Below are 13936 nucleotides of genomic sequence, written 5' to 3'. Positions count from 1 at the left end.
GTTGCCCCTTTCCCTCGAGAAGTGACATTAGCATGTCCCAATCACGCGGCGGGATCCCAGGTCAGTTTCTGGATCGTATGCCTCACGACATTTCCCGCGTATCCTCTTGAGGGCACGCCAGGGCGTTCACGGCATCCCAAATTTCTTGATAGCTGGTACAGCGGCAAATGTTGGATCTGAGCCACTCTCGCACGCGTTCAGGGCTGGCAGGGCCTGTGTCTTGGATGAGCCCGTGGCTCACCATTAAAAACCCCGGAGTGCAATACCCACATTGAAAGGCATAGTGGTCGTTGAACGATTTTTGGATGGGTGAATCATGGAGTCCTTCTACCGTAAGAATGGATTGGTCTACCACTTCCGCAGTCAGTACCATACAAGATTTCATAGGCATACCCTCAACGAGGACGGTACATGCTCCACAGTCCCCATTTTCACATCCGGGCTTGGCGCCCGTGAGACCTAATGCATCCCCTCGAAGGGTGTAGAGTAAGGTCTCTGAGGGATAGATGACCACATCGTAATGTTCCCCATTAATATTGAGAGATACCTGTTCCGGACCGACTATGGATTTCATTACTGATCCTCCCATTCTTCGAGAATTGTTTCTAAGGTATACCGAGCCACGAAGGTGCGATATTCGCGAGAACCATGAATATCGTCAATGGCTTGAACCGGCATGGCCTGAACCGCCTGTTGTGCCCGCTCTTTGGGACTTTGATGCGTATCCGACAGAATGCGGTTCACTGCTGCCGATGAAAAGGGGAAATTGGACCACCCGGAGAATGCTGCTCGAATGCGGCCGTTGGCACGTCGAGTCGCACTGACCGTGACGAGCGGATAGTCAATCCAGTCTTGCCGCGTCATCTTATGACTCTTGAATCCTTTTCCCCGGGCCTCGTGAGCATCGACGCTGAGCGAGAGAAGAAGGTCACCGGGCGATAGACGTAAGGTGCCATCAAAGAGGTCTTGCAATGGAGAGGTCTTTCGACCATGGTCCGTGTAAAGTTCCACTTGACTACTATCCATCAGCAAGAACGGCAAAATCGCCTCACGATACGGCAGTGTACTCATGACGTTCCCGCCTAGGGTGATATGCGCTCGGGTGGTGTGGTCCGCAATGCGGTCACTGGTGGCGGTGAGAAGAGGCCAGAGGTTCCTGTCTGCAATGGCGGTGAGGCGGGTGGCAGCCCCAAATCGCAACTGGCCTTGTTGCTCTTCTTGCCGGGTGAGGTCACTGATGCGTTTGAGGTCAATGACCGCGTCGAATTGCGCATCTTGTAGACGGGATCGGGTCAATATTTCGGTGCCGCCGCCATAGTATGCCGGGTTCTTGTCGGAGTTTTTAAGGTCGACATAAATCTGATGAGCTTCTTCAGCAGTGTCGGGGCGATAATAGGCCATAAATTGCGGGATCATTGATGCGCCTCCTTGGCATGCCAAATGGATTCAGGTGTGATCGGCAACCGGTTCAAGGGCACACCGCTCATTTTGGTGAGCGCATTGGCTAGTGCCGCTCCAATGGCTAAAACCCCATGTTCCCCAATGGGTCGGGCGCCGTAAGGGGAATCCATTTGCGGGGTCTCGACAAATTCCACCAGATAGCTATCGGGTTGTTCTCCCATGCGCATGACCTTATATGACCGAAATTGACGATTGAGAAATTCTCCTTCGGCATTGTAGTGAATCCCTTCGCGGCTGGCGATCCCAAGACCCATGTTCATCCCTCCCATGACCTGCCCTTTGGCTATGGGAGGATTGATGACCCGTCCGGCATCAATGACGCTGGCGGCTTTGAGAACGTGATATTGATGGGTGCGAGTGTCATATTCCACTTCCACTGCTTGCACTCCGACAGTCCATGCTGGACCGGGGCGTCCATGTCCGGTTTTCTGATCGAGGAGGTTAAGGTGGCGGATGATAAATCGTCCTCGTCCGATGATTTGGCCGCCAATCGAATCACCCTCGTGATACTGATAGCCCGATGCTAAATCGGAAAATTTTACGGCGATAGTGGGATCATCGCGCACATATACTTTTGCGTTGCCGTAGTCGAGGTCTTCTGGGGAGCAGCGGAGTACAATTGCTGCCAGCGCTTTCAATTGGCGAAGGAGGTCGTTTGCCGCGTCGAGGACCGCCCGGCCTACCATGTAAGTAGAAAGACTGGCCACCGTCTTCCAATGCTCGGGATCAACCTGGGTATTGACGTCTTCATGGATGAAGACGTGGTCTAGCGGAATTCGGAGTCGCTCAGCCAGAAGTTGGGCTGCCGTGGTTTTGGTGCCAGCTCCAAATTCCACCGCCCCGGTGCTGAGATTGACCGTGCCATCTGAATTCATCGTAACAATAGCGCCAGAGATGGCGTTAGGCGGGCTGGAGGAACTTTTCCAAAACGCAGCCACGCCTTGAGTGCGAAGTCGGTGTGGTCCGATGCGTTCCACCTTTCCGCCGTTCCAGCCGATGAGGTCTTGCATGTGGTCGAGGCATAACGGGAGATTGGCCAAATTGCTATCCGTTAAGCGGGCCTTTGTCGGGGTGATGTCATCGGGACGCAATGCATTGTGCCTTCTCAGGACGAGGGCGTCCATATGCAATCGGTGAGAGAGTTCGTCCATGGCCCTCTCTACGGCAAATGTCATTGGCATATGGCCAAATCCGCGAAACGCGGTGGTATAGGTGTGATTGGTGTAGAGACAAAACACTTCGGTACTCACATGAGGGATACTATACGGTCCGGTACATTGGGCAGCAATGGCGCGCGCAATACGGGGAGATGAGTCGGTATAGGCACCGATGTCCATATAAAAGGTCATCTGACACGCACGAATGGTGCCATCGCGTTGGGCGCCTAAGCGGATTTTAGCCAAGAGTCCCATTCCTACCGGTGCGCTCGCCATATCTTCTTCTCGCGTATTCACAATTTTGACCGTCTTGCCGCCGACGGCGCGAGACGCAAGATACGCCAGAATTTCTAAATGAATGGCCGCTTTTCCCCCAAAGGCGCCACCGACCAAAGGTACGGTGACAACGATTTGTCCGGGATTTAGATCAAAATATTTTGCCAGCAGCTTCTTGATTTCAAAGGGAGCCTGACTGCTACTGTGGACCAGCACCTGCCCGTTCGATAGAATTTCGACCTTAGCGACTCGCGGTTCCATGGCTGCATGGTCAATCTGGGGCAGTTCTACCGTGACATTGACCTCCACATCACATTCCTGAAATCCTCGATCGATGTCGCCTTTCTTGACGTTGGCAACGTCGGCGATGTTGCTCTGCGATTTGGGGCTTACGGGAGGGGTCGCCACTTGGTAGCGGCCGTTTTTTTCATGGACCAATCCATTTTTAGGATCAAGAGCAGCTTCAATACTGTTGATGACCGGTAGGGGTTCAAGATGGGGTTCGATCAGTCCCACGGCCCGTCGAGCGGACGCCTCATCTCGCGCTATGACCAATGCGATCGGCTCACCCCAGTAGCGGATGATATCTTTCGCTAAAGGAGGACGATCTTCCGTAACATCGCCGCATAACAAAGATATGTCTTGGCCGGTCAGAATTTTTTTGACCCCGGGAACCTTTTGGGCCGTTGTCGTGTCGATAGAGAGAATACGGGCATGCGCCACGTGTGCGGGAGCCACGACCGCCGTCATTGTTCCGGGAACGTTAAGGTCGTTGGCGTAGCGTGCTCGTCCGGTGAGTTTATTTGAGGCTTCTTTGCGAATGGCACTTTTCCCCACGGTATCCATCAGTATTTCTCGACCTCCCAATCGTGGTAAAGGCCTCCTCAAGAGGCTAACGATAGCATGTCCCTGGCAACCAGCAAGCTATGCTTTTTCCCGTCAAAAACCTTTGTGTTTCGCTAAAGCATAATTTGTCGGTTGCTGCGTTCCAGTGAGACGGTGGCGTGGTATGATAATAGTGATCTCCGCGGATACTGGGGTGCGTGGGAGATTCTAGAATTTGAGGTGGAATCGTGAAGATTCAGGTTGTGGGAGTGAACCATCGAGATTCTCCGCTGAATGTGCGTGAAAAGGTGGCTTTTGGTCAGGAGAGCTTTAAGGACGCCTATGAGACTCGAGGTCATATTCCTCATCAAGAGGGCATGGTAATACTGTCCACATGCAACCGAACCGAGATTTATGTGGCTGGCGACGTACTGTTGTCAGACATTCTGTCGTGGTGGGAAGAATTGGTTGCGGTACCACGTGGAAAGTTTTCCGATGCTCTTTTTTGGTATCAGGATCGTGACGCTGCTGTGCATCTTATGCAAGTGGCGTCGGGAATAGACTCGATGGTTTTAGGGGAAACGCAAATTTTGGGACAGGTGAAGGCTGCCTATCAAACTGCCCAGCACTATCAATCGGCGGGGCGGCTGCACCGATTATTTCAATATGCCTTCCGTGCAGGGAAGCGAGCCCATTCGGAGACCGAGATAGGGCGTAATGCGCTGTCGCCGGGATACGCGGTCGTGGAATTATCTCGCAAAGTTTTTGGATCGCTAAATCACTCTTCTGCACTGGTGATTGGGGCGGGCGAGACGGGCACCTTGGTCGCGAGGCACCTGACAGCACAGGGTATCGGGGACCTCATGATTGCGAATCGTACCCCACATCGTGCTGAAGCGTTGGCGAACGAGACGCAAGCTCGGGTCGTCAAATTACAAGACTTAGCGGGAGCCATCCGCGCGGCTGATATCATTGTGTCCTGTACCAGTGCAAGTGCCCCTATCATTACCTATAGCTTGGCCGCCAAAGCCTTGCGCGGACAAGAGCATAAGTTTCGGTTTTTCTTTGATATGGCGGTGCCGCGGGATATTGACGAGAGGGTACAAACGCTGGGGCACACGATTTTCCTGTATGATATTGATGATGTCAATAGTGTCGTGGATGCGAACTTGGACAAGCGCCGCAGGGAGGTGTCGAAGGTGGAGCGAGTGATTCACGAAGAGGCGGACAAGTTTCACGAGGAAATGGGCGCAACACAGGTGGGGTCCGTCATCCGGTCGCTGCGGGAAAAGGCGGAAGGCATTCGACAGGAAGAGTTAACGCGTGCGCTCAATCGGTTGCCTAATCTTTCAGAGGCGGAACGGGATGTCGTAGCTGACACGACGCGGATTATTTTGAACAAGTTCTTGAACGATGCGATGGTATCAATGCGAAGTTGGGGGGCTGACCAGGAGAAAAGTTCCTATGTCGATGCGATAAGGGAACTCTTTCGGTTAGCCGATGCTCAGGACGGAGTTAATTCAACCGATGAAGTGGCGGTGACAGGGCAGTCAGGTTAACTCGGAGACCGGGGGGACGTTGTGAATGGCATAGTTGTCGCACTCACCTGTATGGGATACTTGGGGGCGGCTCTTTTTTCGGTAGCGCAGTTGTACGCGGTGCGATGGGGGAAATGGGCACGTGGCTTCGGATGGCTCGGATTTATATCGGAGTCCTTTTGGTTTATCGAAAAAGGGGTCGCCATCGGGGGGCTACCCATTATCACACTCTATGATTGGGTGAGTTTTTTTGTGTGGCTTGCCGCTGGATTATATTTAGTGGCCAGTGACCGACTCGGGTTGGCTCCGGTCGGGGCCTTCTTATTTCCTATCATTTTTTTAGTATGGCTAGTGAGCCAGAGTGTCTCCCCGCGCATTACCATGGATAGCACTTCCATCATGGGCATCGGCCTTTTGCTGCACATTGTCCTAGCGACGCTGGGAGATGTTTGCTTTTTACTGTCGGCGGTTTTCGGTATTATGTATGTAGAAAAAGAGCGGGAATTGAAGAACAAAAAAATTCGCTTATTTTATTATCAACTCCCCGCATTAGGAGACATGGATGGATGGGGAGGCAAGCTCGTTCTCATTGGTTGGATCGTCTTTAGCCTCGCGCTGCTCACGGGTGCCTGGTGGGCTCATGTGATTGGATTAAGTTTTTGGCACAACCGCGTGCAGATTGTTGGAGCCGGCGTAGAATGGCTCGTGTACTTGGGCTATTTGGCGACACGATACGTGGCGCATTGGCAAGGGCATCGTGCGGCAGTGTTTGTCATGTTGGCCTTTATCATCGTGTTGATGAATGTATTTGGTATTAACCTGGTTTTTCCAGGCCCTCATAATACAAACTTCTAATTAAGCCTAACCAAGTTGAGGGGGATCTATGGAGCGTCTTCGGGTGGCAACGCGCAAGAGTCAATTAGCATTGGCGCAAACAGGGCAAGTGGTGTCGCTTTTGACTAATCAAGGGTACGATGTGGAACTGGTCACCTTTGAGACCAAGGGAGACAAGGTGCTTGATCGCGCTTTACACGAGGTGGGGGGGAAAGGGCTTTTCACGGAAGAGCTGGAGGCAGCGCTTTTAAATGGCGCGGTCGACATCGCGGTGCATTCGTTGAAGGATCTTCCCACCGTGTTACCCGAGGGGCTGCGTATTGGAGCCTATGCTCTTCCCGAGGACCGTCGCGATGTGATTATTGGACAGGCGCTCGATTCGCTACCGCCAGGAGCGGTCTTAGGTACCTCCAGTTTGCGACGTCGAGCCTTTATTCAACATGCTCGGACCGATGTAATCCTCACGTCGGTCCGAGGGAATCTCAATACACGGTTACGCAAGTGGGAGGAAGGCGACTATGACGCGCTGGTGCTGGCTGCGGCGGGGGTGATTCGTCTGGGATGGGAGAACCTCATCGCGGAATACCTTGATCCTCATCGATTTCCTCCCGCGCCTGGGCAAGGAATATTAGCTGTGGAAGTGGCAGCGTCCCGGGACTCATTGCAAGAGGTGTTGAATTTCTTAAATGATCCGCGTGCCGAGATGTTAGCGCGTTGCGAACGCGCCGTTCTCGATGCACTCGGTGGTGGATGCCAAGTGCCACTGGGAGCCTATGCCGAATGGGTGACGGAGAGCCGAATTGGATTAATTGCACAGGCGAGTTCTCTAGCTGGGGATAGGATGTTACGGCATCACGTGGAGTTTGATTATGTCGAAGCTGACCGACGAGGACGCGAAGTAGGAGAACGGCTCGCACACGAGGGGGCGGCGAGACTGATCTCGAGAACGGAGGGGACGTGAGATGTTAGCCATCGTGGGGGCGGGGCCGGGAAGTCCTGAACTCTTGACTCGCCAAGCTTGGGATGCGCTCGATGCCGCTGAACACATTTTTTTTGAACCACAAACGCGAGACTTGGTGGGGTCAAGAATTCAGTGGATGGACATTGCGAGCCTCGCGAACGGTGAAACAATCCGAGAACAAGGAAAATATTTCGCCGATCGTAATCTGGCATGGTTGGTTCCTGGTACCCCCGCGCTCTACCCACCAGTGAGGGAATTTATGGCGCATCTCGATCCCGCCTGGTTACAATATATTGATGTCCTATCGGGGGTGCCTCCTTGGTCGCACAAGTTGGACTCGGAAGGAATATTTTTGGGAGACCATGTGGTCACGATCCAGAGTGCGCAAGGAGAAGAACTTCTCCAATGTGATGGAGTCCAGGTGACAGAGTCAGACTTAGTGCAGCGAATCCCCTGGCGTGCGGCACGCTCTTTGGCGGGGCGAAAGATTGCGCTATTACGGCAAGGCCGTCGCATAGAACGCGCTGCGCGGTGGCTGACGAATGCCGGAGCGGAGGTGATGTTACATCCGGTCTCACGCATCAAAGACCCGACTCAGTATGATGTGATCGATGCCGCAATGGCGCATTTGGAACGCTACGATTGGGTCATATTCACCAGTGGAGAAGCGGTAGAGAGATGGTTTGGTAGGATGAAAAATTTCGGCCTAGACATTCGTCGAGTGCGAGGAAAAATTGCGGTAGTGGGGCCCGAAACCGCTATGCGGGTAAGAGACTGGGGACTGGTGGCTGAACTCATGCCGGACAAAGAGTTTAGCCAAGAGGGGCTATTAGACGCATTTAGCTATATGCCGATTCGTGGGAACATGATTCTTTTTCCAGGAGGGCAATTGAACGGTAGCATGCTTAGTGAGGCCTTACGCGAACGAGGTGCGTTGGTGGAGGAAGTGTTGTTGTATGAAAATGTTAAAGAGCCTTTGGCGCTCACCCTTCATCAGGCGATTCGTACCGAGTCTCTGGATGCGATATTATACACGGCATCGTCGCAAGTGGAATATTTAGTGGAACAGCTCTCCGTGGAGGATCGACAGCATTTGGGGCACATTGCCAGTTTTTCCATCGGACCACTGACGACGCGCACCTTGAATCATTATGGTATTTCGGTGGCGGTAGAACCGCTTCAACCATCACTGCGGCTTTTAGTGGAAGCAGTGAAACAATACTTCATTGCGGAGGATGATCATGTTTCCGATTGAGCGGCCGCGCCGACTGCGGCAAAACGAAAGTGTGCGTCAATTAGTGCGCGAAACGCGGGTTTCGCCGGAGGGACTCATTTACCCGGTATTTGTGAAAGAGGGGCAGAATCGTCAAGATCCGATCCCTTCGATGCCCGGAATCTACCAATGGTCCTCTGACACGTTATTGACTCATCTGAAAGAGATATATGATGAAGGAGTCCGGGCTTTTCTGTTGTTTGGCATTCCCCTACATAAAGACCCTTTAGGGTCGGAAGCATATAATCCCGAGGGCATTGTGCAAAAGGCACTGCGAGTGCTTCATAAAGAACTTCCAGACGCGGTGTTGATTGCAGACTTATGTCTCTGTGAATATACCGATCACGGTCACTGCGGAGTGCTGAGTGATAAAGAGGTGGATAATGATCCGACGCTTGATCTGCTAGCCCGTACGGCGATACAGCAAGCTCGAGCGGGGGCCACGATTGTCGCGCCTTCCGATATGATGGATGGGCGAGTGAGCGCCATTCGTAACGCACTAGACCAAGAAGGGTTCGCCCAGGTGCCCATTATGTCTTATGCAGCAAAATATGCCTCAGGGTTTTATGGGCCATTTCGGGAAGCGGCCGAAAATACGCCGACCTTCGGGGATCGAAGAGCCTATCAAATGGATCCGTCCAATCGCCGAGAAGCCATCAAGGAAGTGCTTCTCGATGTCGCTGAAGGCGCCGACATGATGATCGTCAAACCGGCGCTCCCTTATCTTGATGTGCTTCGTGAGGTTCGTGATGTAATCCATACGCCAATTGCTGCCTATCAAGTCTCCGGAGAATTTGCGATGGTCGAGGCCGCAGCGCAAAACGGATGGATTGATCGAGAACGGGTCATCATGGAAACCATCACCAGTATCACTCGGGCCGGTGCTGATATGATTATTACCTATTGGGCCCCTGAGGTGAATCGGTGGTTGCGAGGGAACGCGAAATTCTAGAGAGGAGAGTCCTTGAGATGGAGAACAAAAGTCCTGTGAGTCACCAGAATACACCATTTAATTATGCGATTTGGCTCTACGACATGAATGCGGATGATGTTTTTCACGAAGAGCGTCATTTGATTGTGGATTCGAGTTTAGGGCTTATCGAAGAAGACGATACCAATGAGTTACCGCATGATGTGCCGTCTCATTCGGGTCATTAGTCAGAAAGCGTGGTGGATGGGTTGGATGACCGCACTGTGTCGCGACTGAAAGAGATTCCGGCAGTGCAGACGGTGTTGCGTCACTGGCAGGCCCAGGACGTATCTGCATCGCCATGGTCACAGCGAGCTGTCCGTGAGGTGCTGGGGGAGGTGCGGCGTGAGGTTATGCAGGATGGTGTCGTACCAAGTCTCAACGTCATTCTCTCCCGGACCGAGGCACGCGTGAAAGTACTATCGCGACCGCATTTGCGTCCGGTGATTAACGCCACTGGAGTGATTATTCATACTAACCTTGGGCGCGCGCCGCTCCCGCCGGCCATGATGGAGCATTTAGCGGCGATATCAACCCAATATTCGACCTTGGAATACCGTCTGGACGCAGGAGAGCGAGGATCTCGCCACGAACATGTGGAGCACGTTCTCGCTGACCTGGTTGGGGCCGAGGCTGCCATGGTTGTGAATAATAATGCGGCCGCCGTATTGCTGGCACTCTCCACTGCTGCGAGTGCGCGTGAGGTGGTGGTGTCACGCGGTGAATTGGTGGAGATCGGTGGCTCTTTTCGTATCCCGGATGTCATGGCGCTATCCGGAGCACGGCTGGTGGAGGTAGGAGCCACTAATAAGACGCATCTAAGCGACTATGAGCGGGCGATTAATGAGAACACCGCGTTGCTATTAAAGGTGCATCAGTCCAATTTCCGGCAGATGGGTTTTGTGAAAAGTGTGGCGAGCGAAGAGTTGGTGAATTTGGGCCATTCTCGTCACATTCCGGTAATGGAGGACCTGGGGTCTGGGGTGCTGTTACCCCTTCAGGTGGAGGAATATCGTGAGCCGCGAGTCCAAGATGTTGTGAGTGCCGGCGTCGATATCACGACATTTTCTGGAGATAAATTGTTGGGAGGTCCACAGGCAGGACTGATTGTTGGGCGCCTAGAGTGGATCCAAAGAATGAAAAAGCATCCTCTGGCTCGGGCGGTACGTGTCGACAAAATGACGCTTGCGGTACTAGAACTGGTACTGCGGTGGTACGTGGAGAACCGTGGTGAGGAATTGCCGTTGTGGCGCATGATAGCGTTAACGGCAGATGAAATTAGCCTAAGGGCTCATGCGCTACGTGACCGATTAGGATCTTATGTGCCTGCAATAACACTTGACATCGAGTCCGATTGGTCGGAAATTGGAGGAGGTTCGATGCCGGGGACACGACTGCGCACGGCGGTCTTGTCGTGCGTGACTTCGCCAGAAAGGCTTATTCGGGTGGAGCGAGCCCTGCGTGAAGGGGAAGTCCCGGTGATTGCGCGGATAAGTCATGGGCGCCTCCTTATAGATATGCGCACGGTACTGCCGGAGCAAGACCATATCTTGGGGGAGATGTTAGAGGTCGCTTTTCGTGCGGCCGTAATGGACGGGTAGTCGCCGCCGCGGTAGTGCGAGACCATCATGTCGATGAGGGAGGATTGGGATGAAACTATTAGTGTTCGTGAAGCAAGTCCCGGATACCGCCACGAAGATAAGGGTTAATTCGGGCGATGCAGCTATTCAAACTGATGGGATTAAGTGGGTGATTAACCCTTACGATGAATTTGCCATTGAAGAATGCTTGCGAATTAAAGAGAAGTTTGGTGGAGAAGTGGTGGTCGTGGCCATGGGACCCAATCGCGTCGAAGAGGCGATCCGCCAGGCTTTGGCAATGGGAGCAGACCGTGCCATCCATGTGGTGACCGATCAATTATTTGATAGCCAAGTGGCCGCTCGAGCGCTGGCGGCAGTGTCTCGCGACGAGGGCTATGACCTTATTGTGTCAGGAAAACAAGCGGTCGATGATGATCAGGCCCAGGTGGGACCATTAGTGGCTCAACAGCTAGATCTTCCCCAGGTCACGGTGGTCTTGAATCTCGTCATCGATGCGGAAGCGAAAAAGCTTCGTGCCGAGCGAGAACTGGAGGGAGCCACCGAAATTGTTGAGCTGCCTTTCCCAGCGGTGGTTACCGCACAGCGGGGACTGAATGAACCGCGATATCCGACGTTGCCGAATATCATGAAGGCGAAAAAGAAAGAGGTTAAGTCGATACCGATGGACTCGCTCAACATTGACACCACTCCTCTGGTACGTATCGAAGAATTAACCTTACCTCCCGAGCGACCCGCTGCTAAGATTTTGGTCGGGGATCCGGAAGAGGCTGCGGCAGAGTTGGCCCGGCTATTGCACGAAGAGGCAAAAGTGATTTAGGAGGCGGTCTCGATGGCAGAAGGTATTTTAGTGGTGATGGATCAATCCGAGGGTAAAGTTCGTCGGGTCGCATACGAAATGTTGTCGTTGGCGCAAGGATTACAGCAAGGACCGGTAACGGCTCTCACTTTTGGCTCGGGTGCTGAAACACTGAAAGACAATTTGGGACGCTATGGGGCCGATCAGGTGGTCTTTCTTACCGATGATACATATTCCCATTATAGCTCGGATGGATTTGCTCTAGCGATTGAAAAGGTGGTGGAGCAAGTAGATCCGACGGCTCTATTCTTTCCTGCCACCGCTTGGGGTAAAGACTTAGCGCCTCGGGTCGCGGGACTCTTGAGTGCCGGATTGGCGAGCGATTGTACGGAGATTTTTCAACGGGACGATGGGCGACTCGGTGCGGTTCGACCGATGTATGCGGGAAAGGCCTATGCCCGGATTGCGATTGACTCAGCTCGGCAAATATTTTCCGTGCGACCCAATGTACAGGTCGTTGTGGAAACGAATCGAGCGGCTAACGAAATCGCGGTTGATCCCGGACTGCAGGTTGGACAGTTCAAGGCTCATGTCATCGAAGTTCAAGAAAGTCAGACTGAGCAAATTGAACTCACCGAAGCGGAGATGATTGTATCCGGAGGCCGTGGTATTAAGGCTCCCGAAAACTTTAAGGTCCTAGAGGAATTGGCAACGGCCCTAGGGGCGGCGTTGGGGTCATCTCGTCCTGTGGCCGATGAGGGCTGGGTTCCGCATTCCTATCATATTGGGCAGACAGGCAAGGTGGTGAGCCCCACAGTCTATTTTGCAGTGGGTATTTCTGGCGCCATCCAGCACTTGGCCGGAATATCAAGTTCGAAATATATTGTGGCCATTAATAGCGACCCAGATGCACCTATTTTTAAGGCCGCAAATTATGGCATCGTGGGCGATTTGTTCAAAGTCGTTCCGGCACTAGCCAAAGAAGTGCGCCAAATTAAGGAAGATGCTTAGATTTAGATAAGTGAAAAAACCTAAAAGGGCGGGCCGTGTGCCTGCCCTTTTAGCGTGCCGCCAATGAAGTCACGGATTGACGGGGATCCGTGACATTTGTTCGACACCACGATGCTTCCTCGCATAATTAGTCCGGACAAACATAGGGTAGGGTGAGGATGAAGTCGGGGAGGGTTGGCATCGTGAAACGCCCGGTATCACTGGTATTACTGTTGGTATTTGCAGCAATTCAGATTTATTTTGCGAAAGTGCCGCTATCGCATCAGGTGCAGGGGTCAAGTTGGATTGAGGTGACGCATAGCCCAGGCGGATTAGTCGAACGTCAAGGCCAGTATTATTTGGTCGCTCCTGATGCACTCTATAAGCTATCGGGCAACGGCGTTCATGTCGAGGCACATCAAGAAAGCCTCAATTGGCTTGACGTTCCAGAGCCCTCTGGGGCTGGGTATTGGAAGGTGGCCGTCGGGCCGCGAGCGTTGCCGTTGGTGGGGATTGGTGGACCAGTCTATCCGTCACCGGATGGATCCTCCGTGGTGTGGGTGGACCCTGCCACCCACTTGGCGTATATGACGAGCAATGGTCAGGACGGATTGCAGTTACTCTCTAAACGATTGGGATCTGTTACCCAAGTTGTTTGGGCACAAGATGGTCAGGCGATAGGGATTTTGGGGCAGGGACCTGACGGCCTGGGAGCTTATGTATTGGACCGCGACGGGATTGTTACACCAATGGCTATTCCCACACCGCGGCTACGGATTGTGGGGTTAGGATTTAGCCAAAAAAACACCTTGCTAGCGGCCTTGAGTAACGGGCAGGTACTGTGGCAAGGACACGGAATTTTGCCTCTTCCCACCTTACAACCTGTCTATCTGGCCCCGAATCGTGCCGAGGTGCTGGGAATGACAGCAAATCATGTGGTGCTGTGGACCAACGGCCGCAAGCAAGAATATGCTCGCCCTGATCTCAAGTGGGTGGGACGGCCGCGTTTTTCCCAAAACAGTGAGTGGGCGGCGACATTGAGTCGGTCGATGTCGGGATCATGGCAGCTCTTGACCTATGGACCTGGGGAGCACTTGGACATTTCGTTACCATTCACCGAGACCTCGTACCACTTATTGGGATTCATCGGCAGTCACTGGATACTGGTTACCGTTGGCTCCGGTGTCCATCGCGGCACCTATGCATGGTGGGTTCATTAACCAATGGTCTCAGAGAAATTTACCAGAGATGTTA

General features: G+C 53.0%; 13 protein-coding genes. 10 read left to right on the top strand and 3 right to left on the bottom strand.

The features are described from left to right. Positions 1 to 82 precede the first annotated feature (82 nt). Genes ACOJWD_RS00150 through ACOJWD_RS00140 form a run of 3 tightly spaced genes read right to left on the bottom strand, consistent with a single transcriptional unit; the run spans position 83 to position 3740 of the window. Positions 83 to 574 carry a (2Fe-2S)-binding protein gene (locus tag ACOJWD_RS00150; RefSeq protein WP_486991187.1) on the bottom strand — a complete coding sequence of 164 codons (492 nt, stop codon included), beginning with the start codon at positions 572 to 574 and terminating at the stop codon, positions 83 to 85. Then, positions 574 to 1416 (bottom strand): FAD binding domain-containing protein, encoded by an 843-nt coding sequence (locus tag ACOJWD_RS00145; RefSeq protein WP_486991186.1) that lies wholly within the window; start codon positions 1414 to 1416, stop codon positions 574 to 576. The genes ACOJWD_RS00150 and ACOJWD_RS00145 overlap by 1 nt, the downstream gene beginning before the upstream one ends. Next, positions 1413 to 3740, bottom strand: coding sequence for a xanthine dehydrogenase family protein molybdopterin-binding subunit (locus tag ACOJWD_RS00140; protein ID WP_486991185.1), 2328 nt, complete (start codon positions 3738 to 3740; stop codon positions 1413 to 1415). Before ACOJWD_RS00140 ends, ACOJWD_RS00145 begins: the two co-directional genes overlap by 4 nt. Before the next feature lie 227 nt (positions 3741 to 3967). Here ACOJWD_RS00140 and hemA point away from each other — a divergent pair, with 227 nt between their 5' ends. The 10 genes from hemA to ACOJWD_RS00090 all read left to right on the top strand — a co-directional run bounded on the left by hemA (position 3968) and on the right by ACOJWD_RS00090 (position 13902). Beyond that, on the top strand, positions 3968 to 5278 hold the full coding sequence (gene hemA, locus ACOJWD_RS00135) for a glutamyl-tRNA reductase (protein ID WP_486991184.1): 1311 nt from the start codon (positions 3968 to 3970) through the stop codon (positions 5276 to 5278). Between the two features lie 21 nt (positions 5279 to 5299). Next, positions 5300 to 6112, top strand: a complete 813-nt coding sequence (locus tag ACOJWD_RS00130) for a cytochrome C assembly family protein (protein WP_486991183.1) — start codon at positions 5300 to 5302, stop codon at positions 6110 to 6112. Between the two features lie 28 nt (positions 6113 to 6140). Beyond that, positions 6141 to 7052 carry a hydroxymethylbilane synthase gene (gene hemC / locus ACOJWD_RS00125; protein WP_486991182.1) on the top strand — a complete coding sequence of 304 codons (912 nt, stop codon included), beginning with the start codon at positions 6141 to 6143 and terminating at the stop codon, positions 7050 to 7052. Position 7053: 1 nt separating this feature from the next. Continuing rightward, entirely contained in the window at positions 7054 to 8307 is a 1254-nt protein-coding gene (locus ACOJWD_RS00120) for a uroporphyrinogen-III synthase (protein WP_486991181.1), read from the top strand. Further along, positions 8294 to 9277: a porphobilinogen synthase gene (gene hemB, locus ACOJWD_RS00115; RefSeq protein WP_486991180.1), complete on the top strand. Its 984-nt coding sequence runs from the start codon at positions 8294 to 8296 to the stop codon at positions 9275 to 9277. The genes ACOJWD_RS00120 and hemB overlap by 14 nt, the downstream gene beginning before the upstream one ends. Before the next feature lie 17 nt (positions 9278 to 9294). Then, positions 9295 to 9483 carry a hypothetical protein gene (locus ACOJWD_RS00110; RefSeq protein WP_486991179.1) on the top strand — a complete coding sequence of 63 codons (189 nt, stop codon included), beginning with the start codon at positions 9295 to 9297 and terminating at the stop codon, positions 9481 to 9483. Positions 9484 to 9519: 36 nt separating this feature from the next. Continuing rightward, positions 9520 to 10896, top strand: coding sequence for an L-seryl-tRNA(Sec) selenium transferase (gene selA, locus ACOJWD_RS00105; protein ID WP_486991178.1), 1377 nt, complete (start codon positions 9520 to 9522; stop codon positions 10894 to 10896). A 49-nt stretch (positions 10897 to 10945) separates the two neighbouring features. Next, positions 10946 to 11713, top strand: coding sequence for an electron transfer flavoprotein subunit beta/FixA family protein (locus ACOJWD_RS00100; RefSeq protein ID WP_486991177.1), 768 nt, complete (start codon positions 10946 to 10948; stop codon positions 11711 to 11713). A 12-nt stretch (positions 11714 to 11725) separates the two neighbouring features. Continuing rightward, on the top strand, positions 11726 to 12703 hold the full coding sequence (locus tag ACOJWD_RS00095; protein WP_486991176.1) for an electron transfer flavoprotein subunit alpha/FixB family protein: 978 nt from the start codon (positions 11726 to 11728) through the stop codon (positions 12701 to 12703). Positions 12704 to 12885: 182 nt separating this feature from the next. Next, entirely contained in the window at positions 12886 to 13902 is a 1017-nt protein-coding gene (locus ACOJWD_RS00090) for a hypothetical protein (protein ID WP_486991175.1), read from the top strand. Positions 13903 to 13936 lie beyond the last annotated feature (34 nt).

It is taken from the genome of Sulfobacillus sp. TH-112 (assembly GCF_057473405.1).
The sequence above is the reverse complement of the archived record's forward strand: the minus strand, read 5'-3'. Positions and strand labels throughout refer to the sequence as shown.